The organism is Pseudonocardia charpentierae (assembly GCF_031845345.1).
GTDB classification, from domain to species: domain Bacteria; phylum Actinomycetota; class Actinomycetes; order Mycobacteriales; family Pseudonocardiaceae; genus Pseudonocardia; species Pseudonocardia charpentierae.
Window position 1 is genome coordinate 111,865 of the sequence record NZ_JAVREJ010000018.1, and the last position, 25,732, is coordinate 137,596.

The window sequence follows — 25,732 nt, forward strand, 5'->3', positions numbered from 1 at the left end:
ACGGGGGGTTGCGGTGGGAATGAAGATCTGTTGCCAGGAGCAGCTGCTACCGGGCGAGACCCTCGCGGCCAAGTGGGATGCGGCTCGTGAGGCCGGCTTCGACGGGATCGAGCTGCGGGCCCGCGGCGACGGTCATTTCGCCGGGCGGTTGGCCGAGCTGCGCGCTGCGGCCCGGTCCGGGGTGGTCATGCCCACAGTCTGCCCCGACACCGACCACTTCATCGGCGACTTCGACCCCGCCCGCCGCCGCGACGCGGTCGTGCAACTCCGCTCACAGCTCAGCGTGACAGCCGAAATCGGCGGCGAAGGGGTCCTCACCCCGGCCAGCTGGGGCATGTTCAGCCTCCGGCTACCGCCCTTCACCCCGCCGCGCAAGCCTGCCGAGGATCACGCGGTGCTGCTCGAGGCGCTCGTCGAGCTCGCGGAGCACGCCGCTCGAGAGGGGGTCTCGCTCTTCGTCGAGCCGATCAACCGCTACGAGGACTACATGGTCAACCGCGTGGGGCAGGCCGCCGACCTGGCCGAGGAGGTGCGACGCGCGACGGGTCACGACTCCGTGCGGGTGTGCGCGGACCTGTTCCACATGAACATCGAGGAGGACGACCTGGCCAAAGCGATCACAGATGCCGGGTCACTGATCGGTCACGTGCATGTCGACGACTCCAACCGGCTTCAGCCGGGCACCGGGCACCTCGACTTCGCGGCCGTCTTCAGCGCACTGCACACCATCGGTTACGACCGATGGCTGGGCCTGGAGTGCCGGCTGCGCGGCGACCCGCCGACGGCGCTCGCCGCGACCACCCGCTTCCTGCGACCGTTCCTCGCGCCGGGCGCCTGACGCGGACTGTGTCAGCGGTACTCGGCGTCCGTCACCTGTCAGGAGACCCATCGACCGCCGGCGCTCGAGAACCCCGGCCGACGTCGCGTCTCGCGTTCGTCCGGATCGGGGCCGAGGCGGGTACCGGACTCGAGCGCCGCGAGGGCGGCCATGTCCACCTCGGCCAGGGCGAAGTCGAACAACCCGATGTTCTCCCGGATCCGGGACGGGGTCGTCGACTTCGGGATCGCGACGTTGCCCAGCTGGAGGTGCCAGCGCAGGACCACCTGGGCGGGCGTGCGGCCGTGCCGATGCGCGAGTTCCGCGACGACCGGGTGCCGGAGGGCGAGTCCTTGCCCGAGCGGGCTCCACGCCTCGGTCACGACACCGTGCTCGGCATGGAACCGGCGCAGCTGCTCCTGCTGCAGGTCCGGATGTAGCTCGATCTGGTTGACCGCAGGGACGATGTCGGTCTCGTCGCGCAGCCGCCGAAGATGGTCGGGCTGGAAGTTCGAGACGCCGATCGCCCGGACCCGTCGGTCGGCGTACAGCTTCTCCAGGGCGCGCCACGTCTCCACGTAGCGATCCAGGCTCGGCTTCGGCCAGTGGATCAGATAGAGGTCGACGTGGTCGAGTCCCAGCCTGCCCAGACTCGCGTCGAAGGAACGCAGTGTGGAGTTGTACCCCTGATCGTCGTTCCACACCTTGGTGGTGACGAAGAAGTGGTCGCGGGCGAGCCCCGAGGCGCTGAGGGCTCGACCCACCCCTGTCTCGTTGCCGTAGAGGGATGCGGTGTCGATGCTGCGGTATCCGGCGTTGAGGGCGGCGAGCACCGCCCGCTCGGTGTCGTCGTCCGGCACCCGGAACACGCCGTAGCCCAGCTGGGGCATCGAGACGCCGTTGTTCAGCACGACGTCGGGAACGGAACTCACGTTCTTGGTCAGTCGGAGGACGCCGACGACGATTCGCCGGAGCCCTTGCCGGTCGGCAGGTCGGGACCGCCGGGGACGCGCAGTCCGCTCACGGCCTTCGCCTCGAGCCGCTGCCGGAACTCGACCTCGCGATGGACCTTCTCCGCTCCCCCGCCGACGACCCCGCGCCAGGGGATCGGTACGTCGGCGCGCGCGGCGGCCGGGCCTGCGGGACTCCCGCCACCCATACGGCCGAGGCGGGGGCCTGCGGGGATCTTGCGGGTGTCACTGCCGCACGCGGGGCACGCGGGGGCGTCGGCGTCCCGTGGGACGAGCCGCTCGAAGCGGTTCCCGCAGTCGCAGCGGTAGACGAAGATCGGCACTGTCGCACCTCCAGGGTCGGACGGATCGGTGGCCGTGTGGGGGGCGGTGGGGGCCGGCCCCCCGGCCCGGCCCCCACCCCCCCGGTCGGTCATGTGAAGACCGTGGTGAAGCCCTCGTTCAGCTCGCGGGCGTGGTAGAAGATGCCCTTGGCCAGCTGGTCAGAGGTCCAGGTGATCGTCGGGAAGTCCTTCTGCGCCCGGTAGCCCAGGCCGGCGAAGACCTCGTTGCGGTTGCCCGCCGGGTCGAAGAAGTAGATCGTCGTCCCCCGGGTGATCCCGTGCCGGGTCGGGCCGATGTCGATCGGCACGTCATCCATCGAGAAGATGTCCCCGGCCTTGAGGATCGAGCTCCAGTCCTCCAGGTGGTAGGCGAAGTGGTGCAGCTTGTTGTTCGGGCCCTTGATGAACGCCAGGTCGTGCGGCGACTCCCCGCAGGTCATCCAGCTGCCCAGCAGCTCGGGGTCCTCCATGCTCACCACGGCCCGCTCGGCTGACCGGAAATCGAGGCATTCGCTCATGAACCGCTCGACCAGGGCGGGCTCGTCGACCGAGATCAGGGCGTGGTCGATCCAGTGCGTGCCGACCCCGCGGATGTTCCGCGGCCAGGCCTCGGGGTTGATCGCCCCGGTCTCGGTGCCGGCGAACTCCATGTCGGTGTAGAGCTCGAGGGTGTGGTCCGACGGCAGGGTGATCCGCACCCCGTCGCCGACCTTCAGGTTCTCCCCCTCGCTGAACCGCCCGACGGTGGCACCGAACTGCTGGGAGCGGCGCTCGAAGTCGGCCAGGGCCTCGGGGCTGTCGACCTTGTAGCCGAGCTTGACCAGCCCGACCCCGCCCTCCTCGATGACCAGGGAGTGGTGGTCCCACTCGTCCCAGCACTTGAGCCACAGCTTGCCGGGCTCCTCGTGCACGACCTCCATGCCCAGCGTGTTGGAGTAGTGGTTGCGTGCCTCTTCCAGATCGGTCACCCGTAGCTGGACGTATCCCAGCCGCATGACAGCACTCATCTATCTTCCTTTCCGTGGTGGTGGTTCGTCGGGAAGGCGAATCCCAGGACTCTGCGAAGGCGGTCGCCCTCCTGCAGTTCGATCACGATGTTGGTGAGCGGGACGGCGCGGCAGCTCAGGCAGATGCCCTCGACTCGCTCGTCGTCGCTGAGCACCTGCGGGGCGATCGGCCGTTCGTAGCGGACCTCGCCGAGCTTGAGCTGCACCTTGCAGACGCCACAGCCCCCTCGCTTGCAGCCCACCCGGTACCGCAGTCCGGCCCGGGCCAGCGCCCTCAGCAAGGTCTCGTCGTCGGCGGCGACGACCTCGACGCCGTCGGGGAGGATCGTCACTCTCATACGCAGTGCACCCCGATCGACCCGAGACCGTCGAACTCCGCGGTCACGACTCCGTCGGCCTGGAGCAGGACAGACGCGGTGAGCCCGCCGGACAGCACGACGGATCCGGGTTCGATGCCCTCGCCTCGCTCCGCGAGCGCCTCGGCCAGCCACACCAGAGCCGCCGCCGGATGCCCCATCACCGCGCCGCCGGCTGCCGTCTCGATCCCCCCGCGACTGCGGAAGACGCAACCGAGAACGGCGAGATCCACCAGGTCGGCGGGACGGCGGGCCTGCGTGCCGAGCACGACACGCGCCGCCCCGGCGTTGTCGGCGATGGAATCGGGCAGCTGGAACGGTGCTGAGTACCGCGAGTCGACCACTTCGACGGCGGCCAGGACGGCCTCGGTCGCGGCCAACACTCCGGCGATCGTCGTCGGAGCCTCGATCCGTTCCCGGACCAGGAAAGCGATCTCCGGTTCCGCCCGGGGGCGGATCAGCTCGTCGAGGTGCACCGGTTCGCCGTGCGGCAGCAGCATCCCCGACGTCAGACGGCCGAACACGGGCTCGTGGATGTTGAGCGCCTTGCGCTTGACGGCACTGGTCAATCCCAGCTTCGCGCCGATCACGTGCTCCCCGGTCTGCAGGCGGTGCTCCACGAACAACGCCTGCGCCGCGTACGCCGTCCGCACGTCGAAGAAGGGCAGCTTCCGTGTGAAGGGCGCGACGGGTTTCCGCTCCTGCTCGGCCGTGATCAGGGCGTCCGCGATGGCGCGTGGGCTGGTCATGAACGCCCTTCGCTGAACTGCACGGTGACGCTGCCGAGATGGGCGAACGTCGCCTGGAAGCAGTCGCCGGCCCGCACCGGGACCATGCGGTGCAGGGCCCCCGACAGCACGACGTCGCCGCGGCGCAGCCCGCTCCCGAACGAGCCGAGCTTGTTGGCCAGCCACGCCACACAGCGGGCCGGGTTACCGAGGACCGCCGCGCCGGCACCACTCTCGATCGGTGCGCCGTTGCGGAAGAACAGCACACCGAGGAGCCGCAGGTCGACCTCCTCCACCGGCACCATGCGGGCGCCGATCACCACGCGCGCCGACGCCGCGTTGTCCGCGACGGTGTCGGCGATGCGGACACGCCAGTCCACGATCCGGCTGTCGACCACCTCGACTGCAGGCAGCACGCCGGCGACCGCAGCCATCGCGCCGGTGGTGGTGACGCCGGGCCCGGCGAGATCGCTCCCCATCAGGAAGGCGATCTCGGACTCGACCCGGGGCTGCAGCAGACTGTCGAAAACGACCTCGTCGCCCTCGTCGACGAACATGTCGTCGAGCAGCACGCCGAAGTTGGGCTCGTGCACGCCGAGCAGGTCCTGCACCGGCCGCGACGTCAACCCGACCTTCCGCCCGCGCACCACCGCGCCGGAGTCGATCCGGCGGTCGATGTTGCGGGTCTGGACCGCATAGGCGTCGTCGATCGTCAGGTCGGGCACGTCCGCCGTCAGCGGCGGGACGGCGACCCGCTCCGACTCGGCCCGCCACAAGCGGTCGGCCAAGTCGGCCACGGTGGCGTCGACTGCGTGCACCACGTCCCCTTTGCTCCTGGTAGCTGCCTCAAGGCTCGCACCCGTCGGCACCGATTCGCGCAGGGAAAAGACCCAGGTTTCACCTAGTCGCGGCGCAGGCCAGGTCCACCAAAGGCGCGAGGGCGTCCGGATCGAGCACGGCATCTCTGCTGACGGCCGCGTCGGGGGCGACCCCGGCGAGGATCTTCTTGACCGGTAGCGCGGTCACTGTGGCGCCTTCGCCCCGCCGTCGATCGCGAACGTCTGTCCGGTGATCGTCGTGGCGTGCTCACCGGCCAGGAAGAGGGCGAGCTCTGCGATGTCCTGCGGGTCGGCGAACCGCTTGATCGCCTGGATGCCCAGCGCGTCGGTCAGGACGTCGTTGAGGTCGCGGCCGGTCGCCGCGGCCCGGGCCTGCAGCACGCCGTCCATCCGCGGGCCCGAGACGGCGCCCGGCGCGATCGTGTTGACCCGGACGCCGTGGTCACCGAGCTCCAGGGCGAGGGTCTCGGCGAGGGCGATCAGCGCCCGCTTCGTGGTGGCGTAGGTGCTGCGGTTCGCGTAACCGAACCGGCCGCCGACCGACGACATCATGATGATCACGCCGTTGCCGGATTTCTTGAGGTGTGGGATCGCGAGCCGGGTCACGTTGAACGGCCCGGTCAGGTTGACCGCCAGGACGGAGTCCCACTCGTCGGGATCGAGGTTCTCCACCGACGTGGTCGGACCGGCGATGCCGGCGTTGTTGACCAGGACGTCGATGCCGCCGAGTTCGTCGACGGCCTCCTCGACGAAGCGCTCGACCGCGGCGCGATCCGCGATGTCGCAGACCGTCCCGGTGATGGCGGGGTCGTCGCGGGTGACCCGCTCGACGGCTTCCGCGTTCACGTCGCAGACGTGCACCCGGTCGCCGGCGGCGACGAACGCCTTCGCGATGATGAGGCCGATGCCCCCGCCGCCGGCGGTGACCACGACCCGTCGTGCCTCGCTCATGATGTGTCCTCACTTTCGTGCGCCGCGTAGCTCGCGGGCGTCGGGTTCCGGCCCCCCGGATCGGGGGGCCGGTCGTCGCTCAGGCCTGCGGAGCGAGGCCGAGGATCTTCTCGGTCTCCTCGACGGTCGCGAGCGGTCGGTCCAGCGCGCGGGCGATGTCGGCCACCCGCGACACGAGCGGTGCGTTGCCGGGCGACAGCTCGCCGCGGCGGAGGTAGAGGTTGTCCTCCAGGCCGGTCCGCGCGTTCCCGCCGAGGGTCATCGCCATGGCCGCGAAGTCGAAGTTGGCCTTGCCGATGCCGATCGACTGCCAGACCGAACCGGGCGGCAGCGAGCGCACGACGTGCAGGAGGTTCTCCGGTGCCGCGGTCATCCCGCCGCGCACGCCCATCACGATCCCGAACTGCAGGGGCGCCTCGAGCAGGCCCTCGTCGAGCAACCGGATCGCGGCGTCCACGTGACCGGTGTCGTAGATCTCCAGCTCGGGCTTGACCCCGAGCTCGCGCATGCGGCCGGCGAGCCGCCGCACGAAGTCCGGCGGGTTGCGGAACTCGTACTGGTTGAAGGTCATCGTGCAGGGGCTCAGGGTGGCCATCCGGGGACGGAGCTCGACCAGGGCGAGCCGCTCCTCGAAGGTGGCGTCCGGCGACACACCGGTGGAGAGCTGGATCAGGATCGGCGACTGCTCGCGGATGAGATCCATGGCCCGGCGGGCGATGTCGAGGTCGGCGGTGGGTCGCTGGTCGGCGTCCCGCAGGTGCACCGACACGACCGACGCGCCCGCCTCGTAGGCCGCGGTGGCCTCGGCGGCGATCTCCTCGGGGGTGGTGGGGATCCAGGGCGTGTCGGCCTTCGTGGCGTAGGCCCCGGTCGTGCCGACGGTGATGACGACGCTGTTCATGGAGTCTCCTTCGACTCGGTGGTGGCGGGCGGTGACGGCCGCGGCCGTCACGCCTCGGGGGCGGGGACGGGCTTCACGGCCGGGGTGGTCTGCGCGTCCTCGGAGCGGATGGCGCGGGCCAGCACCGGCGCGAGTAGCACGCCGACGACCGACGAGGCGATGACGACGTAGAAGCCGCCCGACGGGTTGCCGGTCGCGTCCTCGACGATGCCGAACAGGTACGGGCCGACGAAGCCGCCGATCAGACCGACGGTGTTGATGAACGCGAGTCCGGCGGCGGCCATCAGGCCGGACATGCGGGCCATCGCGATCGACCAGAACAGGGGCAGCGTGCCGAACACGAAGATCATCGAGATCGTGATGAGCAGGATGCGCACGACCGGGCTGGTCGACAGGGCGTAGCCGACCGCGACCACCGTCGTCGCCGCCGCGAGCAGGCCGACGGCGGCGGCCTCCCGGTGTGGGTGGTTGCGGAAGATCCGCGGGACGAGCAGGACGCCGATCGTGGCACCGATGCCCGCGGAGCCCGACACCAGACCGATCAGGAACGAGCCCTCGATGCCGAGGCTCTCGACGATCGACGGGATGTTGAAGACGATGCCGACGTTGGTGATCTGGTTGAAGAAATAGATCAGCGCGACCACCACGACGAACGGGCGGCCGAAGGCCTTCTTGACGTTGCCCCGGATCCGCGTCTCGGTGTGCGCGTCGCCGCCGCCCGCGCGCTCGGTGAGCACGGCGGCCTCCTCGCGCGTCAGCCAGGGGGCCTCGCTCGGGACCGAGGGCAGCTTGAACCACACGAGCACCCCGACCAGGACGGTCACCAGCCCCTCGATGAGGAACATCCACTGCCAGCCGTGCAGGCCGAGCAGGTCGTCGAGCTCCATCAGCCCGCCGCCGAGCGGACTGCCCACGATGAGGGCGGTGGTCGGCGCGAGGTAGATCAGCCCGATGACGGTGGCGCGGTGCCGCTGCGCGAACCAGAGCGTGACCATGTACATCAGGGCGGGGTACAACCCGGCCTCGGCCGCGCCGAGCAGGAAGCGCATGACGTAGAACGAGATCTCCCCCTGGACGAACATCATCAGGGCGGAGAGTGCGCCCCAGGTGACGGCGATCCGGGCGATCCACCGGCGCGGACCCACCCGGTACATGAGCAGGTTGCTCGGGATCTCCAGAAACGCGTAGCTGATGAAGAAGACGCCGGCGCCGAAGCCGAAGGCCGCCGCACCGATTCCCACGTCGGCCGCCAGGTGGGGCTTGGCCAGCGCGACGTTGGTGCGGTCGATGTAGGACATGAAATAGACGCCGAACATGACGGGGAGCAGGTGGAGCATCACCTTCCTCGTCGCGCGGGCGTGCAGCGGATCCGTCTCGGTATTCGTCGATCTGGTGGTCATCGGTTCCTCTTCCGGGAATCCGGGCATGGGTGGTCGACGCGGCGCCGACCGAATTCCTCGGATCGCGCGCCGCGTGCGTGGGGCGGGATTGTCAGCGGGTGGACTCGCGAGGTGCGTGTCCGGGGCGAGGAATGTCGAAGAATGTCGCCGCGACCCCGGCTCGACCCGGTTCTCGAGTCACTGCCCGTTGGATGACAACAATGTTAAGAACCAGCGGGCCGCCGGTACATGTTCGCGGGCACAGTGCTTCGAGCCGAGGCATGTGCCCGCCCCTATGTCCGGCGTTCCGCGACCGCTACTCGCTCCACTCAGCCGCGGATACGGTGCAGCCGCAGTGCGAGCTGCACCTCCAGCGCCTGCTCGGGGCTGTTCCAGCTCGCGCCGAGGAGCCGTTTGACCCGGTCGAGGCGCTGCGTGACGGTGTTCGGGTGCACGTGCAGCTGCCGGGCGCTCGTGGCCAGGCTCTGCCCCGTGGCGAAGTAGGTCTCGAGGGTCTCCAGTAGGGCACTCGACCGCTCGTCGTCGTACCGGATCACCGGGCCGAGCGTCCGCGTCACGAAGTCGGCGGCGGACGCGCTGGCGCTCAGGAGCAGGCCGGCAAAGCCGAGGTCGGCGGTGGTGGCGGAACCTCCGGCGCGGTCGAGCCGGAGCAGCGCCTGCGTACACGCCGACGCCTCGGCGAAGGCGGCGGGGAGGTCGGTCGGGTCGTCGAGAGGCCCGGCGGCACCGGCGGTGACCGGGTGACCGAGCCGCCGGGTCAGCGCGGCCGCGATCTGGCTCCCCGTCGACGACGGGTCGTCCGACGGGACGACCAGGACCGCCAGGCCGGCCCGCAGCGTGCTCAACCCGCTGCGGGCGGCGGCGAGGTCCGACGCGGCGGAGCCGAGGCGCCCCCGGACGTCGGGCGGTACGTGCGCGACGACGACCGCGTGGCGCTTGCGCGGGTCGTAGCCGCTGCGCTGGGCCCGCTCCGCCAGGGACGACCAGGTGTGCGGCGTGGGTGCGAGGAGGTCGTCGAGCAGCTCACCGCGCACCCTCGCCTCGGCGGCGGCGAGGTTGCGGTCGAACAACCGGAGCAGGGAGGCCACGACCGCCGCCCGTTCGAGCAGCTGCCGGTCCTGGCCGTCGACGTCGCCCCGTCCGGGCGGCGGGGACCAGACCAGCATGCCGAGGTGCTCCGTACCGGCGATGAGGCTCGTCACCCAGCACGCCCCGTCGCGGACGCTGCGCCCCGAGCGCCCGACGTCACCGCTCGTCGCCACGAGCATCGCCGCCACGACCTCCTCGGGCGCGCCCGGGCTCCGGGCGACCGGGGTACCCCACTCGTCGACGATCGCCAACGCGCCCCCGAGCTGGTCGCTCGTCGCCGCGACGACCTCCTGGACGCCGCCGCCGCCGAGCACGATCTCCATGCTGCGGTCGTGCGCGGCGACGGCCCTCTCGAAATCGGCCGTCCGCTTCTCCAGCGCCTCGTTCGCCTGCTGCAGGGCCGCCAGGGCCCGCTCCTTGTCCGACATCAGGTGTGCCTGGTCGATGGCCAGCGCGGCCAACGCGGCGAACGAGCCGAGGAGCGCGATCGCGTCGCGGGAGAAGCGGCCCACGGCGCGGTTGGCCGCGAACAGCACCCCGATCACCGCGCCGTGGCGCATCAACGGGACCCCGACGATCGACACCTGCCGCTCCGCACGGACCGAGGCGTCGACAGCGGGATCGTGCGACAGCCGGTCGTCGGCGAAGTAGTCCGACGTCGAGAACGGCGCGCCCGTGGCCGCGACCTTCCCCCCGACGCCGGTCCCGTACGGGATCGGCACGTCCTTCCACACCGAGGACGTCGCACCGACCATCACCCGCATGCGCGTCTCGCGGCGCTCGTCGTCGTTCAGGCTCAGATAGGCCATGTCGGCGCCGAGCAACCGCTGAGCCTGGGTGACGATCAGGGTCAGCACCCGGTCGGGGTCGATGCGGACGTCGGCCAGTTCCTTCGCACAGTCCACCAGCGCGCGCTGCTGCTCGTGGCGGGCGCGCTGCCGCTCCATGAGGTCCCGGAGCTGCAGGGCGAGCTCGTGCTCGGCGTGCAACTGCTCGAGCTCGACCGCGGACGCTGTGTGCGCCGCCGCGTCGCGCAACACCTCGTCGTACCGGGGCAACGGCTCCTCGTCGACGAGGAGCCGGAGATAACCGTACCGCTCCACCACCTCGTCGCCCCCGTCGTCGCGAGCTCACGCCGCTGTCGTCGCGGTGGGCAACGGTATCGCGCAGCATGCCCGACCTAGGGTGACCGGATGAGGAATGTGCTCATCGTGACCGGGGGCGGCCGCGGCATCGGCGCGGCGGTCAGCCGGCTCGCGGCGACCCGGGGCTACGCCGTGTGCGTCAACTACCGGAGCGACGCGGAGGCGGCCCGGAAGGTGGTGCAGGCGATCACCGCCGCGGGAGGTACGGCATTCGCCGTGGCCGCCGACGTCAGCCGACAGGCCGAGGTGGAACGGCTCTTCCAGACCGTCGACCGCGAGCTCGGCCGGGTGACGGCCCTGGTGAACAACGCCGGGGTGGTGGCCCCGCAGGGCCGGGTGGACCAGCTCGACGAGCAGCGGCTGACCCGGCTGTTCACCACGAACATCAACAGCGCCTTCCTCTGCTCGAAGGAGGCGGTGCTGCGGATGTCCACCGCCCACGGCGGGCCCGGCGGCGCGATCGTCAACGTGTCCTCGGCGGCGTCGCGCCTGGGGTCGCCCGGCGAGTACGTGGACTACGCGGCCTCCAAGGGAGCGATGGACACCCTCACCACCGGGCTGTCCGTCGAGGTGGCGCGGGAGGGGATCCGCGTCAACGCGGTCCGGCCGGGGTTCATCCGCACGACCATGCACGCCGACGGCGGCGAGCCCGGCCGGGTGGACCGCCTGCAGCATCTCCTGCCCATGGGCCGCGGCGGTGAGCCGGAGGAGGTGGCCGAGGCCGTTGTCTGGCTTCTCTCGGAAGCGGCCTCGTTCGTGACGGGCAGCTTCATCGACCTGGCCGGAGGCAAATAGGTCCGTGCCGGTACATGTGCTGGAAGGCCGCGCACTACATGGACCTCCACGACGACGGCGGACACGCGCTCAGCGGCATGAACAAGTCCCTCTGCACCGACCTCATGCAGCGCGCGGTCGTCGACTGCATGCGCGTAGTCGGCGTCAATGCCCTGGATCGCCGGTTCGGGCTCGAGAAGTCGTATCGCGAGTCGATCGTCTTCCCGCTCTACGACGCCGGGAACCTGGCGATGCAGCAACGCCGGGCGTGGGGCGTGATGACCGACCCCGGCTTCACCCCGGACCTCTTCGTCGACTCGGAACCCTTCGGTTTCCGGAAGTCCATGGAAGGGTTCGGAGTCGACACCGACATGTCCTGAGCCGGACTACGGAGCGCCGGCGACCCGCGATCGGGGGGCGCTGGGAAGCGCGTGGCACAGCAGGACCCGCGTCCCGCCGACGTCGCGGTGGATCTCGACGCTCGCCATGAGCCGCTGCATCATGACGATTCCGCGGCCGCGCCGGGTCGGTTCGCCGGTCGGGGTCCGCCACCGGCCGTGGTCGACGATCTCGACGAAGACCGCGTGTGGTTCGGTCCAGCACCTGATGTCGACGGTGTCACCGACGGTCGCCGGGCGATAGGCGTGCTCGATGCAGTTGCTCACCGCCTCGTTCACCGCGAGCACGAGGTCGTCTTCGGCGTCCTCGGAGAGGGCGAGCGGCTCGAGCCAGCGGAGCATCTCGCGGCGGAGAGGCGCGAGCTGGAGGGCCTGCGCCGGCCACACCCGGTGCAGGGGTTCGAGCAGCAGGCCTTGCCCGACTGTCTCTGTCGACTCGGCCATGTCTCCCCGAAATCGTCGATTCCGCGTTGATTCACGGACCACGTCTCCGGGGGCTGGGGCGACACGTCAAGAATACCCGCGGGGTGCTGATGCCGCCCGGGCACGTCATGGAGCACGCGGGCTACGCACCCCGATGGTGCCGACGTTCTCCCCGCTGGATCGGCCGCGCGGACCCTGCCCGGTCAGCAGGCTGCGGGTATGGAACGAGCGTCGGCGGGTAACCGTCGTCCGTACGAGCACGTCGCCCTGCCCCCAGTGGCGCAATCCGCGCGCGGAGAGCGAACACGCGAGGAGACGATATGGGCGAGTCGACCCCTCTCGCGGCACGGGGTGAGCCGTCAGAGTTCGTGCGCCGCAGCTGGCAGGCGCATCCTGATCAGTTGGCGTCGCTGCGCGCCGAGGTGCGCCGCTGGTTGACGCCGCTCCCGTTCACCGAGGAGGCCGAAGACGACCTGGTACTCGCCGTGAACGAGGCGGCGAGCAACAGCGTCGAGCACGCCTACACGTCGCCCGTCGCCGACAACACCGTCGAACTGACCTTCTGGACCGAACCGCGGGCGATCTGTGTCGAGGTCGTGGACCACGGGCTCTGGCGCGTCCCGTCCGACCAGTCGAACGGACGTGGCCGGGGAATCCAGATCATGCAGCGGCTCGTCGCGTTCGTGCTGATCCATCACGACAACCGGGGGACCCGGGTACTTCTCCGCCAACCGCTCCCCCGCGCCCGCCCAAACCGTTCTGCGGTCTCAGCGGGGTGACCTCGTTCCGCGGGGGCCGCCCATGAGGCGGCGATCTTACGATCGGTGGCTCCCAGGCCCACGAAGGCCTGGTCCGGCTCGGCCACTCGCTCATCTGCTGCTCGATGTCCACGGCCCAGGAGTATCCCGTGGTGCCGTCAGAGCTTTCGGGCCTGGAGCGTGTAGGTGTGCGGGAGGCGTGCCGGGCGGTCGGTGACACGCCACTCGCCGTCCGTGAGTTGACTCATCTGTCCGGGCAGAGCGTTCCACGGGACGGAGTCGTGCTCGACGAGCTGTGTGAGGACCATGCCCATGTCGAGCAGCGCGGTGACGATCTCGCCGAGGCCGTGGTTCCAGCTGTGGCTCGCGGTGTGGGTGAACGTGACGTCGACGTCGACGTAGGTGCCGGGCTCGTCGAACACCAGCGGCGCCTCGTGCTCGAAATAGGGGAAGCCGATGACGAGAGCGTCGTCGCGCTTCTCGTCCAACGACCACAGCACCGGGTGGCCCTCGCGCAGGAACAGCCGACCGCCGGGCCCGAGCAGGGAGGCGACGACTTCGGCCCATCGGCGGATGCCCGGCAACCAGCACAGTGCTCCGATCCCGGTGTAGACGATGTCGAACGCGCCGGTGGGAAGGACGTCGGGTGCCCGGTAGAACTCGGCCTCGACGAACTCGACGTCAGCCCCGGCGGCCTGCGCCAGCTCCCGGGCCTGGTGCAGCGCGGCCGGAGAGAAGTCGAGCCCGGTCATGCGGGCGCCGAGCCGGGCGAGCGAGACCGTGTCGGTGCCGATGTGGCACTGCAGATGAACGCCCCGCAGACCGTTGACGTCGCCGAGGCGGGGCAGGTCGAAGCGGACCACGTCGCTGAGGAACGCAGGGTCGGTGCGGAACCGATCGACGTCGTAATCGGGGGACGCGGCGTGCGCCGGGGCCCGCTCGTCCCAGTGAGCGCGGTTGGTCGCAATCGAGTCCGGAATGGCGTCCACGTCCGGGACCCAACCATTCCGGCGGCACGACGTCGCCTGCTTTGCGCGCGACTGCCGTCGGCAACAACGGCTCGACATACCCCGGGACTCTGGGTGCAGACTTGACGGACGCGGAACCGATCGAAGGCCCTCCAACGTGCCACGGGAGGCGGGGTCATGGCTGAGCTTGACGGCCAGGCGGTCGAGGTGTTCGCCCGCAGGCTGCTCGACGTGTTCACCGGCAGTGGGCTGACCAAGCTGATCGGTCTGGGCTACCGGACCGGGCTGTTCGAAGCGGCGGCGCGAGGCCCGGCCACCAGTACTGCGCTCGCCGACCGCGCAGGCCTGGACGAACGCTACGTACGGGAGTGGCTCGGGGCCATGGTCACCGGCGGGTTCTTCAAATACGAGCCGACGGAGGGCCGGTACACCTTTCCGGCCGAGCATGCGGCACTGCTGACCGGTTCGGGGGCACGCAACGCGGCACCCGTGAGCGGCCTGATCGAGAGTTTCGGTGCTGTCCTACCGGAGCTGGAGCGGTGCTTCCACAGCGGCGGCGGCGTCCCGTATTCGGCGTTCCGCCCGCAGTTCACCAACGACATGGACGACGTGTGGCGGCGGATCTACGACGAGCATCTGCTCACCGGCTTCCTGGCCGCGGTGCCCGGTCTGACCGAACAGCTCACCGCCGGCGCCCGGGTGCTGGACCTCGGCTGCGGTACCGGACACGCGGTCAACCTCATGGCCCAGGCCTACCCGGCGTCGAGGTTCGTCGGCTACGACATCGCCGCCGATGCGATTGACGCTGCCGAGCAGGAACGCGTCGCGATGGGGCTGCCCAACGCCCGGTTCGGCGTGCTCGACGTGACACAACTGCCCGCTACTCCGCCGTTCGACGTGATCACCGTGTTCGATGCCATCCACGACCAGGTCGCCCCGGACGTGGTACTTCGCAGAATCCACGATGCGCTCCGACCCGACGGCCTGTTCGTCATGGTGGACTTCAAGTTCTCCAGCCATCTCGAGCGCAATCTCGCCAACCCCTTCGCTCCGCTGCACTACGCGATCAGCGTGATGCACTGCATGACGGTCTCGCTCGCTGAGGGTGGCGCCGGCCTGGGCACCGTGTGGGGCGAGGAGCTGGCCCGCACGATGCTGGCGCAGGCCGGATTCGGCTCCATCGAGGTCATCGACGCGCCTCGGCCACAGAACTGCATCTACATCAGCCGACCCGTCAACGACGAGACCCCGGACAAGTGAGCGGGCCGCACGGGCAAAGCAGGACCAGGCGGCGCATGAGGGCGTTCCAGTCGGGTTGACAGGGTTCGCTGTGAACCGCTAGGCGTCCTGCTCGAACGCAGCACCGGGCGCGTTCCAGTCGACGAGCTGGACGATCACGCCGTTGGGATCACGCACCTGGAACGCGCGCTCCCCCCACTCCTCGCTAGTTAGCGGCATGGTGATGGCGACACCCTCGGCCTGGAGCCGGGCGAGCTCGCCCTCGAGGTCGTCCACCGTCATGGCGAGGATGAGCCCGCCGGCGTGGTCGTCGCGTTGGTCCGCGGGCAGTGTCGGCAGGCCCCGGCGAAGGAAGATCACGTTGATCCCGATGTCATCGCGGGTCAATGAGGCAAAGCCGTCGGCGGCCATCTCGGTGCGGAAGCCGAAGTGGTCGACCAGGAAGGCAGTGGACGCCGGGACGTCGTCGACGTTCAGGGACACGCCGCACGCAGTGACTTTCATGTTCCTCCTCATCAGCCGTACAACGTACGAAGTACAGTGTACGGAGTTGGGGGGCATACTGGTGTGGTGTCGCCCGACCGCAGCAGTGCCGGTGATCCCGCCCGCACACTGAGCCTGTTGTGGCGCCTGCCGTCGACGTCCCGGCGCGGCCCGCGGCCGGGCCGGAGCGTCGACGCGGTGGTCGACGCCGCGATCGGCCTCGGCGACGACGACGGGCTCGATGCGGTGACCATGCGACGGGTGGCGGAACTCGTCGGCACCGCACCGATGACTCTCTACACGTACGTGCCCGGCAAGGCCGAGTTACTCGACCTCATGCTCGACACCGTCTACGCGCGGATGCCCCGCACGGACACCGCCGGACAGCCTTGGCGCGACCGGGCGGCTGCGGTGGCCGGGGAGAACCGCGTGCTGTTCGCCGCGCATCCGTGGGCGGCGGACATCTCCACCGGGCGCCCCCCGCTCGGACCGGGCCAGATGGCCAAGTACGAGCACGAGCTGCGGGCCCTCGACGGGCTCGGGTTGACCGACGTCGACCTCGACGCGGCGCTGGCACATCTGCTCGCGTTCGTCCGGTCCCACGCGAGCGACACCGCGGCGACGCTCGCCGCTCGCCGTGCGAGCCGGATGGACGACCGGGAGTGGTGGGAGGTCAACGCTCCCCTGCTCGCCCGGGTCTTCGACCCGTCCACCTACCCGACCGCGGCCCGGGTCGGCACGGCGGCCGGCGAGGCCCACGGCAGCGCGTGGGACACGGAGCACGCGTGGACCTTCGGACTGACGACGGTGCTCGACGGGCTCGACGCGCTGATCAGGCGCCGCAACCCGGGCGGGTAGTACGGCCGCAGCGTCGACTGCATGTTGCTAACGTGTCAACCGGAGCCGCAAGAGGTGGCCTCCCCGGACGAGTGCGTCGTAACCCGGCACGACAGACGACGCCTGTACGCGGAGGTGCGTCATGGCGTGGATCGCGCTCGTCGTCTCGGGAGTTCTGGAGACGGTCTGGGCTGCCGCTCTCGCCCAGTCCCGCGGCTTCACCCGCCTGCTCCCGTCCGTCGTGTTCGGAGTGGCGCTCGTGTTGAGCATGGCCGGGCTCTCCTACGCCCTGCGGACCATCCCGATCGGCACCGGCTACGCGGTCTGGGTCGGGATCGGCGCGGTAGGCACGGCTGCCTACGGGATGGCCGCGCTCGGCGAGCCGGCAACGACGGCGCGGCTCCTGTGTCTCGTCGCGATCGTCGGCGGCGTGGTCGGGCTGAAGTTCCTCCACTGACCGCGACCGTCAGACACGTCGGTACGTCGCCAGACGCGCCGCCTCGTCCTTCTGGTGCCACCAGCGCGTGATCAGCACGAGGCCCGTCACCAGGAGCAGCAGGCTGAACAGCACGATCATCAGCGTCCAATGGTCGATCATCCACCCCAGAGTCGGGTGGTCGTACTTGTTGATCTCTGATCTCCTTCACATACACGGAGACGCGGTGCCTCCCGGACGCAAAGATCTCGGGCGACGCCGGCACATCGTTAGCCGGACGACCGGCACGTCATCCATATGTGCGACACCGGATCGCGGAGCTCGGATCGGCTGGGGGGACGGCCCGCGGCGCCATCCGAGCCGAGGTGCTGCAGCATGAGGGCGCAGGACGCCGGCGGAACCGATGTCGAGGAGCGCCAGTGACAGCGACGGCAGCATCGTCAGCGGGAGCGACACACCCGCAGCGGACCAGGGCAGCCCGGCTGCACCGCCACGGCGATCCGGTCGTGGTCGAGGACGTCGCTCTCGCCGAGCCCGGACCCGACGAGGTACTCGTCACCCTTCGCCGCGCCGGAGTCAACCCGATCGACCGCTACGTCGCCGCCGGCACCATCGCCGCCGACGGGCCGCTGCCGCGCACCATCGGTCTGGAGGCCGTCGGCGACGTCGACGGCTCCCCCGTCCTCGTCCACGGCCACGGGCTCGGCATGACCCGCGACGGCGTGTACGCCGGCCACGTCCTCGCACCCCACGACTCGCTCGTTCCCGTGCCCGACGGCGTGTCGCTGGAACAGGCGGCAAGCGCGAGCATCGCCGGGCTCACCGCCTACGGCGTCGTCGTCGGCCTCGCCGACATCACCGCCGACGACCGGGTGCTCGTCCTCGGTGCCAGCGGGGGCGTCGGACTTCCCATCATCAGCCTCGCCGCCGGACTCGGTGCCCGGGTGTGGGGCCAGACCGGCAATCCCGCCAAAGCCGACGCCATTCGCGAACTCGGGGCCGTCGACGCACTGATCGCCGACGCCGACGGGCTCGCCGACGCCGCCGCCCAGGTACGGCCGACAGTCGTCATCGACGCTCTCGGCGGCGACTTCACCCCGGCCGCTCTCAGCCTGCTCGGACAGCACGGTCGCTATGTCGTGTTCGGGGTCAGCGCCGGTGCAGAAGTCACCATCGACCTCCGGTCGGTCTACCGCCGGAGCATCCACCTGCTCGGCTACAGCGGCTTCGGCGTCACCCCCGAGGAGACCCGCAAGCGACTCGACCTCGTCCTCGCCCTACTCGCCGACGGGACACTCCGCATCCCGGTCGACCGCACCCTCCCCCTCGACGACGTCAGCACCGCCTTCGACGCCCTCGCCGACCGCACCGTCACCGGCAAGATCGTCCTCACGCTGGACTCCTGACCGTCCCCTGAGCCGCACTGAGCGACCCAGGCCCGCCGCGCTCTGCTCGGCGGAGATCGTCGACGGGCTGTAGGACAGTGAAGCAACCGGTCTGCTCGGGGCCGCATCCGACGGCGGAAGGGTGTTCCGTGACCGACCTGGCCCCTGCCCGTGCCGCGCCGCCCGCGCGTGCCCACCAGCCGGGCGGCCGTCGCTGGGTCAGTGCCTCCACCCCGGGCCCGGTGCGGGAGTTCCACGCGACTCTGCCGGGCTACCGGCCGACGCCGTTGGTCAGCCTGCCTGGTCTGGCGGCCGAGTTCGGGGTGGCGACGGTGTGGGTCAAGGACGAGGCGGATCGGTTCGGGCTGCCGGCGTTCAAGATCCTCGGGGCGTCCTGGGCGGTCAACCGGGCACTGAGCACACGGGCCGGGCACGTCGAGCCTGCTCGCTCCCTCGACGAGCTGCGCCATCGCGTGGCCGGTTCGGGCGTGACGCTGGTGACCGCGACCGACGGCAACCACGGCCGGGCCCTGGCGCGAATGGCCCGCCTCCTCGACGTCCGCGCTCGCATCCACGTTCCCGCCGGGCTCGGTGCCGCTGCGGTCGACGCCATCGCCGCGGAGGGAGCCGAGGTGGTCCACACCTCGCTGATCTACGACGAGGTCGTGGAGACGGTGGCGCGTGCGGTCGAGGGCCGGGGCGACGACGTGCTGGTGCAGGACACCTCCTGGCCCGGCTACGAGGACATCCCACGCTGGACCGTCGACGGCTACTCCACGCTCTTCGCCGAGATCGACGACCAGATCGACGGGAAGGCCGACCTCGTTGCCGTTCCGACCGGAGTGGGGTCGCTGCTGCAGGCGGCTCTGCAGCACTACCGGTCCCCGGCACGGGTGGACCGACCCGCGGTCCTCGCGGTCGAGCCGGCCACCGCTGCCTGCGTCACCGCGTCGTTGAGCGCCCGCCGCCCGGTTCCCGTCGACACCTCATCCCCCACGATCATGGCCGGGCTGAACTGCGGCACCGTCTCCGAGATCGCCTGGCCCGTGATCTCGGCCGGGCTCGACGCCGCCGTCGGGGTGAATGAAGACCAGGCGCGGTCCGCGCTGACCGATCTGCACACGGCGGGCCTCTCGGTGGGACCGTGCGGTGCCGCGGCGCTCGCCGGCCTCCGGGTCGCGGCCGACGACCCGGAAATGGTCGCCACCCTCGGCCTCGACGCCCGCTCGGTCGTGGTGCTCATCAGTACCGAGAGCATCACCGCCAACCCTATCCCGACCGACGTCGACGGAGCATCCTCGTGACCACCACCCGACGGCGGATGCCGGGGCCGGACTGCGAGGTGGTCGCTCTGGCCGCCGACCTCGTCCGCATCGACTCGTCCAACCCGACCCTGGCCCCTCACGGAGCCGGCGAGAGCACGATCGCCGGCTACTGCGCCGCCTGGCTGAGCACGCGGGGCTTCACCACCATCCGGCTCGAGAGCACGCCGGGACGACCGTCGATCCTGGCCACCGGGGCCGGTCGGGGTGGCGGGCGGTCGATCATGCTCAACGGCCACCTCGACACCGTCAGTCTCGCCGGCTACGACGGCGACCCGCTCGACCCGGTCGTCGACGACGGTCGGCTGCACGGCCGGGGTAGCTACGACATGAAGGCCGGCATCGCCGCCATCCTGGTCGCCGCCGCCCGCGCCCACCACCATCCGCACGGCGGTGACGTCGTGCTCGCCCTCGTCGCCGACGAGGAGGACACCTCGATCGGCACCGAGGAGGTCCTGACCCACCTCCGGGCCGCCGGCACCGAGATCGACGCCGCCGTCGTCGCCGAGCCGACCGGGTTGGACCTCGTCACCTGCCACAAGGGGTTCGTCTGGGCCGACGTCACCCTCATCGGCGTCGCCGCCCACGGCTCCCGCCCCGACCTCGGCGTCGACGCCATCACCAAGGCCGGCGCCTTCCTGACCGGGCTCGACCGGCTGGCCGCCGACCTCGGCACGCGCCCGGGTCACCCGGTACTCGGCGCCGGCAGCGTCCACGCCGGCGTGATCGACGGCGGACAAGAGACCTCGTCCTACCCCGACCGCTGCCGCATCACCGTCGAACGGCGCACCGTTCCCGGGGAGGACGCCGCCCTCTTCGAGGCCGAGCTACGCGCCATCCTCGATCCGATCATCGCCTCGCAACCCGGCCTCGGCGCCGGCGTCGTCATGGGACTGGAACGGCGTCCCCTCGACGGCGACCCGACCCAGGGGGTCACACCCACCCTGAGCAGCGCGGTGGCCGACGTGACCGGCCGGCCCGCACACCACCGGGGCGAGGCCTTCTGGACCGACGGCGCCCTGCTCGCCGACGCCGGTGTCCCTGCCGTGCTCTTCGGCGTCGACGGCGCAGGCGCCCACGCCTCCACGGAATGGGTCGACCTCGGCTCGCTCCACGACACCGCCCGAGCCGTGGAACGCGCCATCACCGCCTGGACCGGCATGGCCAGAACCGAATAACGACACCCGTGACCGATCGGAGCACTAGCGTCGGTCCCGTGCTCTCCGACCAGACCGGCTCCTCGCCCGAGCAGCGGCGCATCCTCGCCGTGCTGGTCGTCGCCCAGGTCCTGTCCGGTGCCGGTCTTGCTGCGGGCATCACCGTCGGCGCCCTGCTGGCACAACGGATGCTCGGCACCACCGGCCTGGCCGGGCTGCCGTCGGCCTTGTTCACCCTCGGCTCGGCGCTCGCGGCGCTGGTCGTCGGCGCCGTCAGCCAGTCCCGCGGTCGCCGCGCGGGCCTGGGCCTCGGATACGCCGTCGGAGCTCTCGGCGCAGTGGGCGTGGTGGTCGCCGCAGCAGCGGACGACGTGTGGCTGCTGTTCCTCGCCCTGTTCGTCTACGGCGCGGGCACCGCCACGAACCTGCAGGCCCGCTACGCCGGGGCCGACCTCGCCCACCCGAGCCGCCGCGGCCGTGCGATCAGCACGGTGCTCGTCGCCACCACCATCGGCGGAGTCGTCGGCCCCAACCTCGCCGCCGCCACCGACACCGCCGCGGTGGGCCTGGGCCTACCCCCGCTGACCGGCCCGTTCGTCCTGGCCGCACTCGCCTACGGCGCGGCGTCGATCGTCCTGACCGCCTTGCTCCGACCCGACCCGCTCCTCCACTCCCGCGCCCGGCAGCCCGCCACCGGACCAGGCACGGACACCACCGCCGGCTCCGGCCCCGCCGCACTCACGGCAGACACGCCGGCGAACGGGCAGGTCGACCGGTCTCGCGCCGTGTTCGCCGGCGCGACCACCATGGTCGTCACGCAGCTGGTGATGGTGGCCATCATGACGATGACACCGGTGCACATCCTCGAGCACGGCCACGGCGTCGCAGCCGCCGGAATGATCATCGGGATCCACGTCGCGGCGATGTACCTGCCCTCGCCGCTCAGTGGATGGGTCGTCGACCGTTACGGCAGCACCCCGGCCGCCGTGCTCGCCGGCGGCGTTCTGCTCGCAGCCGGGCTGACTGCGGCGTTCGCCCCCGACGCGTCGCTGCTCGCCCTCGCCGTCGCTCTCGCCCTGCTCGGCGTCGGCTGGAACCTCGGCCTGCTCAGCGGCACGACCGCACTCACCAGCGCCCTCGACCCCGCCAACCGGGCCCGCACCCAGGGCAGGGTCGACGTCACGGTCGCCCTCAGCGGCGCCGCGGGGGGCCTCGGCTCAGGCTTCATGGTGGCCACCACCAGCTACTCGGCCCTCGCCCTCACCGGAGGGCTCATCGGCGTCGTCGCGCTCACCGTCGCCGCGATAGCCGAACGACAACGGAGCCGACGCCACAGCACCGCTCGGGCTGCCGGCACCTGACCAGTCTGGAGGTGGCCGCCCCGTCTGCCTGATCAGCCGGGCAGCAGACTCCGCTCTCCACCGTGGACGGCCACCACGGTCCCGTTCACGTAGCTGCTGCACTCCTCGACCAGGAACAGCACGACCTCCGCGATCTCCTCCGGGTCACCGATCCGGCCGCGGGCGGTCACCTGGTCCATCGCGTCGGCGTGGGCGGCCAGCAACGGCGCCGTCCCCGGGGTGCGCACCGGCCCGGACGCGACCCCGTTGACCCGGACGCCGGCGCCGCCGAACTCGGTGGCCCAGTAGCGGGTCAACGTCTCCACCGCCGCCTTCGACGCGCCGTAGGCGGCCCCGACCGAGGCGACCGAGGTGGCGGCGGTCGAGCTGATGTTGACGATCGCGCCGTGGCCCCGCTTGGCCATGCCGGGGGCGAGCGCCGCGACCAGTTGGAACGGCGCGCGGGTGTTGATCGCCAGGTGCCGGTCGACGCTGTGCGCGGTCGTGTCCGGGGTCGAGGTGAACTCGTACACCCCGGCGTTGTTCACCAGGATGTCCACCTCCCCCGCGTCGGCCGCCAGCCGCTCGACGTCGTCGGCGTTGGCGAGATCGGCGGCGACGAAGCGGGTCCGACCACCCCGATCGGCGATCGCGGACACCAGTTCGGCCCCGCGGCGCGCGTCGCGGCCGTGCACGACGACCTCGGTCCCGTTCTCGGCGAGCCGTATCGCCACGGCCCGGCCGATACCCGCCGTGGCGCCGGTCACCAAGGCTGTCTTCCCTGCCAGATCAGACACGACGACCCCTTTCTGGTTTGTTGACCCGCAAAGGGCAGGCGACCAGGGAACGCATCCTCGAGCCTGGGCCGACGCCGCGGTCGATCACCAAGAGCACAACAGCGGCCGCGGCGAGTGCACGCTGGCCTCCCTGGCAGGCGAGCTGGGCCCCGCCGACGAACAGACCCGCGAGGACCTCTGCAACGGCTTCCAGCGCTGGCAGTCCCTGGTGCACGACGGCCTGCGGGCCATGCGCGAACGAGGCGACCTCCGCCCAGGGGCCGACCTCGACGAGCTGTCGATGGCCCTGCTCGCGGCCCTGCAAGGCGGCGCCCTCCTGAGCCAGACCCTCCGAACCGCCGAACCGATGCGGGCGTCGATGAACGCCGCCCTCGCCTACGTCCACTCCTTCACGAGACCGTCGACGTAATCGCAGTATTGATCACGGCGAGGGGGAACGTCTCAGGACATGCCGCCACCCGACACCCGGCCCAACCTGCTCGACCGCGCCGGCAACATCCGCCTTCGGACCGTCGCCCTGCTCGGCGGGCTGGCCGTAGCCGTGCTCGCACTCCTGGTCTCGCTGGCGTTCCTGCGCCCCGACGGTCGGAACGCGGCGACCGCGGCAGGTAGCGCGAGCCCGGCAGCGAGCAGCGCGCCGGTGGACACGGAGACCGTCGCTCCCCAGGACGCGAAGACCGGCGTCGCACCACCCGACGGCCCGGCACCCGACCTGCCGCCGTTCGGCGTCGACGCCCAGGCGCTGCTCGACGAGGTCCGGTCCCACCAGATCCCGCTGGCCGACGCCGACGCGCCCCGCCTGGTCGAGGTCGGCAACCGGGCCATCGCCCGCGGGCAGGCCGACCTCACCGCCACCGACACCGCCATCAGCCAGGACATCCAGAATACGTTCCCCGGGTGGTCGGACCAGAACTACACCGACGCGACGCGCTGCGTCGCCGAGTACGCCGAGCGGGTCAAGGCGCGCAACGACGGCACCGTCCCGCCGGACTCCGACGACCACGGCAACTGATGCGCTCGATCGAGCACTGAGTGCGCGGCCCGGACGGCCGTGCCGTGAAGGAGACGGCCGGCCCCGGGTACGGTCTGGACGTGCAGATCACAGCACCGGCCCAGCGGACACCCACCCCATGAGCGGGCTCTTCGCGCTGCTCGACGACGTCGCCGCGCTCGTCCGGCTCACCGCGGCGTCGCTCGACGACATCGCGGGCGCCGCCGGCCGAGCGGGGGTCAAGGCAGCGGGGGTCGTCGTCGACGACGCGGCCGTGACCCCTCGATACGTGCAGGGTCTGGAGCCGAAGCGGGAGCTGTCGATCATCGGGAGGATCGCCCGAGGATCGCTCCGCAACAAGCTGCTGTTCATCCTTCCCGCCGCGCTCCTGTTGAGCCAGTTCGCGCCGTGGCTGCTCACACCCATCCTCATGCTGGGTGGCGCCTACCTCTGCTACGAGGGCGCGGAGAAGATCTGGGAGCTGCTCTCCGGCCACCACCCCGCAGCGGAGGAAACCTCCGAGTCCGCGGCCGCCGACCCCGCCGCCCACGAGAAGAAGGTCGTCTCGGGCGCCGTGCGGACGGACTTCATCCTGTCCGCAGAGATCATGGTCATCTCGCTCAACGAGGTCGCGTCGGAAGGCTTCTGGCCACGCGCGCTCATCCTGGTTCTGGTCGCCGTCGCCATCACGGCGCTCGTCTACGGCGCGGTCGCCCTGATCGTCAAGATGGACGACGTGGGGCTGGGACTCGCGGCACGGGACTCCGGGCCGGTGAGCGCGCTGGGGCGCGGGCTGGTCCGGGCCATGCCGATCGTGCTCTCGGTCCTGTCCACCGTGGGGATTGCAGCGATGCTCTGGGTCGGCGGACACATCCTGCTCGTGGGCGTCGACGAACTCGGCTTCGCCCCGCCCTACGCGTTCGTGCACCACCTCGAGGTGCTCGTGCACGACGCCACGGGACCGCTCGGCGGCTTCCTCGGGTGGCTCACCAACACCGTCGGCTCGGCCATCGTCGGAGCGGTCGTGGGTGCGGTCATCGTCGTGGTCATGCACCTCCTCCCCAAGCGGGCCACCGGCGCGGCGCACGCCTGACGAGCAGGCTGGATCGTCAGGATCGACTGCGACCGGCGACGCGCAGCCCGAGACCGGACAGGAGTCCGGCAGCGATCAACCCCACGGCCATCCAGAACACCGCGGCCAGACCGTAGTTCGCCACCAGCCCGATCCGCGGATCGGTGGGCAGGAACAAGTCGCGGAAGCCCCACACGATGATGTCGGCGAACTTCACGATCCACTCGACGATCACATTGCCCGGGTTGACCGGAACGAACGCGAGCCCGATCCGGACGAGGAGGATCGCCGCCGCCGCCAAGCCGATCAGCCGCACCGTGACGGCCAACAGGTTGATGATCGTTCCCACGGCACGACGGACACCGACCGCAGCCGCCGGCCCGCCTCGACGGTCGTCCACGCGCACCGGCGACTCCGGTACCGGGGCTGCACCGACTTCGGTGTCGGTCGGGCTCGGCGCATCACTTCCTGGCGCTGCCGGATCATCAGAGGCGCCCCCGCCGTTTCGACCCGAGCCCTGCTCTTCCTGCTCCCCCACCACAAGGCCATGATGCACTCGCGGACCACCCTGTACATGGACCTCGCCAGCCTCGTCCTCAACCCGACCGGCCCCTCCGGCAGCGTCGTGGCCTGCCACCGTGGGTTCGGCGACCGATCGGTGCGGCCCTCCAACCCGGCCTACCAGGACCCACTCCTGGCCGCGGCGGGCGAGGAGCCGGAGGACGAGGGGTTGCCCCGCGTGGTAGTACGCCTTCCACTTCTCAGGTTTCCAGGAGTCGCGCCGGCATGGCTGGCGCCTGTCGGCCACGACTTCCGCGGAGCACC

Annotated in this window: 31 protein-coding genes and 1 riboswitch; of the genes, 14 read left to right on the forward strand and 17 right to left on the reverse strand. The window is 70.9% G+C overall.

Annotation, left to right across the window (positions count from 1 at the left end):
- Positions 1–19 precede the first annotated feature (19 nt).
- Complete coding sequence (locus tag RM445_RS23175) at positions 20–838, forward strand: sugar phosphate isomerase/epimerase family protein (protein WP_311558937.1); 819 nt, start codon at positions 20–22, stop codon at positions 836–838.
- Positions 839–876: 38 nt separating this feature from the next.
- Here the strand turns inward: RM445_RS23175 and RM445_RS23180 are convergent, their stop codons facing one another.
- The 11 genes from RM445_RS23180 to RM445_RS23230 all read right to left on the reverse strand — a co-directional run bounded on the left by RM445_RS23180 (position 877) and on the right by RM445_RS23230 (position 10,485).
- Positions 877–1,749: an aldo/keto reductase gene (locus RM445_RS23180; RefSeq protein ID WP_311558938.1), complete on the reverse strand. Its 873-nt coding sequence runs from the start codon at positions 1,747–1,749 to the stop codon at positions 877–879.
- Positions 1,750–1,757: 8 nt separating this feature from the next.
- A complete protein-coding gene (locus RM445_RS23185) occupies positions 1,758–2,111 on the reverse strand; it encodes an FmdB family zinc ribbon protein (RefSeq protein WP_311558939.1) in 354 nt (117 codons plus the stop codon).
- Positions 2,112–2,200: 89 nt separating this feature from the next.
- Positions 2,201–3,118, reverse strand: a complete 918-nt coding sequence (locus RM445_RS23190) for a catechol 2,3-dioxygenase (protein ID WP_311558940.1) — start codon at positions 3,116–3,118, stop codon at positions 2,201–2,203.
- Positions 3,115–3,456: a 2Fe-2S iron-sulfur cluster-binding protein gene (locus RM445_RS23195; protein WP_311558941.1), complete on the reverse strand. Its 342-nt coding sequence runs from the start codon at positions 3,454–3,456 to the stop codon at positions 3,115–3,117. Before RM445_RS23195 ends, RM445_RS23190 begins: the two co-directional genes overlap by 4 nt.
- A complete protein-coding gene (locus RM445_RS23200) occupies positions 3,453–4,223 on the reverse strand; it encodes a 2-keto-4-pentenoate hydratase (protein WP_311558942.1) in 771 nt (256 codons plus the stop codon). The genes RM445_RS23195 and RM445_RS23200 overlap by 4 nt, the downstream gene beginning before the upstream one ends.
- Complete coding sequence (locus tag RM445_RS23205; protein ID WP_311558943.1) at positions 4,220–5,023, reverse strand: 2-keto-4-pentenoate hydratase; 804 nt, start codon at positions 5,021–5,023, stop codon at positions 4,220–4,222. Before RM445_RS23205 ends, RM445_RS23200 begins: the two co-directional genes overlap by 4 nt.
- Positions 5,024–5,099: 76 nt before the next feature.
- On the reverse strand, positions 5,100–5,228 hold the full coding sequence (locus RM445_RS23210; RefSeq protein WP_311558976.1) for a hypothetical protein: 129 nt from the start codon (positions 5,226–5,228) through the stop codon (positions 5,100–5,102).
- Positions 5,225–5,992, reverse strand: a complete 768-nt coding sequence (locus tag RM445_RS23215; protein WP_311558944.1) for an SDR family oxidoreductase — start codon at positions 5,990–5,992, stop codon at positions 5,225–5,227. The genes RM445_RS23210 and RM445_RS23215 overlap by 4 nt, the downstream gene beginning before the upstream one ends.
- 79 nt (positions 5,993–6,071) lie before the next feature.
- Positions 6,072–6,893: a BKACE family enzyme gene (locus RM445_RS23220; RefSeq protein WP_311558945.1), complete on the reverse strand. Its 822-nt coding sequence runs from the start codon at positions 6,891–6,893 to the stop codon at positions 6,072–6,074.
- 47 nt (positions 6,894–6,940) lie between these two features.
- The gene (locus RM445_RS23225) at positions 6,941–8,293 is read right to left on the reverse strand and encodes an MFS transporter (protein WP_311558946.1); all 1,353 of its coding nucleotides are present in this window, start codon (positions 8,291–8,293) and stop codon (positions 6,941–6,943) included.
- A gap of 308 nt (positions 8,294–8,601) precedes the next feature.
- Positions 8,602–10,485: a helix-turn-helix domain-containing protein gene (locus RM445_RS23230; RefSeq protein ID WP_311558947.1), complete on the reverse strand. Its 1,884-nt coding sequence runs from the start codon at positions 10,483–10,485 to the stop codon at positions 8,602–8,604.
- Positions 10,486–10,575: 90 nt separating this feature from the next.
- Here RM445_RS23230 and RM445_RS23235 point away from each other — a divergent pair, with 90 nt between their 5' ends.
- Complete coding sequence (locus RM445_RS23235; RefSeq protein ID WP_311558948.1) at positions 10,576–11,322, forward strand: SDR family oxidoreductase; 747 nt, start codon at positions 10,576–10,578, stop codon at positions 11,320–11,322.
- A 14-nt stretch (positions 11,323–11,336) separates the two neighbouring features.
- On the forward strand, positions 11,337–11,681 hold the full coding sequence (locus RM445_RS23240) for an acyl-CoA dehydrogenase family protein (protein WP_311558949.1): 345 nt from the start codon (positions 11,337–11,339) through the stop codon (positions 11,679–11,681).
- Between the two features lie 6 nt (positions 11,682–11,687).
- Here RM445_RS23240 and RM445_RS23245 read toward each other — a convergent pair whose 3' ends face one another.
- Positions 11,688–12,143 (reverse strand): ATP-binding protein, encoded by a 456-nt coding sequence (locus RM445_RS23245; RefSeq protein ID WP_311558950.1) that lies wholly within the window; start codon positions 12,141–12,143, stop codon positions 11,688–11,690.
- Between the two features lie 299 nt (positions 12,144–12,442).
- Between RM445_RS23245 and RM445_RS23250 the strand changes: the two genes are divergently transcribed.
- Positions 12,443–12,901: an ATP-binding protein gene (locus RM445_RS23250; RefSeq protein WP_311558951.1), complete on the forward strand. Its 459-nt coding sequence runs from the start codon at positions 12,443–12,445 to the stop codon at positions 12,899–12,901.
- Between the two features lie 137 nt (positions 12,902–13,038).
- Here RM445_RS23250 and RM445_RS23255 read toward each other — a convergent pair whose 3' ends face one another.
- Complete coding sequence (locus RM445_RS23255) at positions 13,039–13,869, reverse strand: class I SAM-dependent methyltransferase (RefSeq protein ID WP_311558952.1); 831 nt, start codon at positions 13,867–13,869, stop codon at positions 13,039–13,041.
- Between the two features lie 156 nt (positions 13,870–14,025).
- On the opposite strand from RM445_RS23255, the gene RM445_RS23260 reads away from it, so the two are divergent.
- Positions 14,026–15,108, forward strand: a complete 1,083-nt coding sequence (locus RM445_RS23260) for a class I SAM-dependent methyltransferase (RefSeq protein ID WP_311558953.1) — start codon at positions 14,026–14,028, stop codon at positions 15,106–15,108.
- A gap of 78 nt (positions 15,109–15,186) precedes the next feature.
- On the opposite strand, the gene RM445_RS23265 is transcribed toward RM445_RS23260, so the two are convergent.
- Positions 15,187–15,591 carry a VOC family protein gene (locus RM445_RS23265; RefSeq protein WP_311558954.1) on the reverse strand — a complete coding sequence of 135 codons (405 nt, stop codon included), beginning with the start codon at positions 15,589–15,591 and terminating at the stop codon, positions 15,187–15,189.
- Between the two features lie 66 nt (positions 15,592–15,657).
- Between RM445_RS23265 and RM445_RS23270 the strand changes: the two genes are divergently transcribed.
- Both RM445_RS23270 and RM445_RS23275 read left to right on the forward strand, forming a co-directional pair.
- On the forward strand, positions 15,658–16,428 hold the full coding sequence (locus RM445_RS23270) for a TetR/AcrR family transcriptional regulator (protein WP_311558955.1): 771 nt from the start codon (positions 15,658–15,660) through the stop codon (positions 16,426–16,428).
- A gap of 39 nt (positions 16,429–16,467) precedes the next feature.
- Positions 16,468–16,533: riboswitch (guanidine-III (ykkC-III) riboswitch) on the forward strand.
- A gap of 16 nt (positions 16,534–16,549) precedes the next feature.
- Positions 16,550–16,864 (forward strand): DMT family transporter, encoded by a 315-nt coding sequence (locus RM445_RS23275; protein WP_311558956.1) that lies wholly within the window; start codon positions 16,550–16,552, stop codon positions 16,862–16,864.
- Between the two features lie 9 nt (positions 16,865–16,873).
- On the opposite strand, the gene RM445_RS23280 is transcribed toward RM445_RS23275, so the two are convergent.
- Positions 16,874–17,005 (reverse strand): hypothetical protein, encoded by a 132-nt coding sequence (locus RM445_RS23280; protein ID WP_311558957.1) that lies wholly within the window; start codon positions 17,003–17,005, stop codon positions 16,874–16,876.
- Between the two features lie 257 nt (positions 17,006–17,262).
- Between RM445_RS23280 and RM445_RS23285 the strand changes: the two genes are divergently transcribed.
- From RM445_RS23285 to RM445_RS23300, 4 genes are all read left to right on the forward strand, one after another.
- Positions 17,263–18,249 (forward strand): quinone oxidoreductase family protein, encoded by a 987-nt coding sequence (locus tag RM445_RS23285; RefSeq protein WP_311558958.1) that lies wholly within the window; start codon positions 17,263–17,265, stop codon positions 18,247–18,249.
- Between the two features lie 128 nt (positions 18,250–18,377).
- Positions 18,378–19,532 carry a diaminopropionate ammonia-lyase gene (locus RM445_RS23290; RefSeq protein WP_311558959.1) on the forward strand — a complete coding sequence of 385 codons (1,155 nt, stop codon included), beginning with the start codon at positions 18,378–18,380 and terminating at the stop codon, positions 19,530–19,532.
- Complete coding sequence (locus RM445_RS23295) at positions 19,529–20,728, forward strand: M20/M25/M40 family metallo-hydrolase (protein ID WP_311558960.1); 1,200 nt, start codon at positions 19,529–19,531, stop codon at positions 20,726–20,728. The genes RM445_RS23290 and RM445_RS23295 overlap by 4 nt, the downstream gene beginning before the upstream one ends.
- Before the next feature lie 38 nt (positions 20,729–20,766).
- Entirely contained in the window at positions 20,767–22,068 is a 1,302-nt protein-coding gene (locus RM445_RS23300; RefSeq protein WP_311558961.1) for an MFS transporter, read from the forward strand.
- Positions 22,069–22,100: 32 nt separating this feature from the next.
- Here the strand turns inward: RM445_RS23300 and RM445_RS23305 are convergent, their stop codons facing one another.
- Positions 22,101–22,814, reverse strand: a complete 714-nt coding sequence (locus RM445_RS23305) for an SDR family NAD(P)-dependent oxidoreductase (RefSeq protein ID WP_311558962.1) — start codon at positions 22,812–22,814, stop codon at positions 22,101–22,103.
- On the opposite strand from RM445_RS23305, the gene RM445_RS23310 reads away from it, so the two are divergent.
- The 3 genes from RM445_RS23310 to RM445_RS23320 all read left to right on the forward strand — a co-directional run bounded on the left by RM445_RS23310 (position 22,801) and on the right by RM445_RS23320 (position 24,928).
- A complete protein-coding gene (locus RM445_RS23310; protein WP_311558963.1) occupies positions 22,801–23,253 on the forward strand; it encodes a TetR family transcriptional regulator C-terminal domain-containing protein in 453 nt (150 codons plus the stop codon). The genes RM445_RS23305 and RM445_RS23310 overlap by 14 nt on opposite strands.
- Positions 23,254–23,292: 39 nt before the next feature.
- Positions 23,293–23,856, forward strand: a complete 564-nt coding sequence (locus RM445_RS23315; RefSeq protein WP_311558964.1) for a hypothetical protein — start codon at positions 23,293–23,295, stop codon at positions 23,854–23,856.
- 118 nt (positions 23,857–23,974) lie between these two features.
- Positions 23,975–24,928: a DUF808 domain-containing protein gene (locus tag RM445_RS23320; protein WP_311558965.1), complete on the forward strand. Its 954-nt coding sequence runs from the start codon at positions 23,975–23,977 to the stop codon at positions 24,926–24,928.
- A 16-nt stretch (positions 24,929–24,944) separates the two neighbouring features.
- Here the strand turns inward: RM445_RS23320 and RM445_RS23325 are convergent, their stop codons facing one another.
- The gene (locus RM445_RS23325; protein ID WP_311558966.1) at positions 24,945–25,313 is read right to left on the reverse strand and encodes a hypothetical protein; all 369 of its coding nucleotides are present in this window, start codon (positions 25,311–25,313) and stop codon (positions 24,945–24,947) included.
- Positions 25,314–25,732 lie beyond the last annotated feature (419 nt).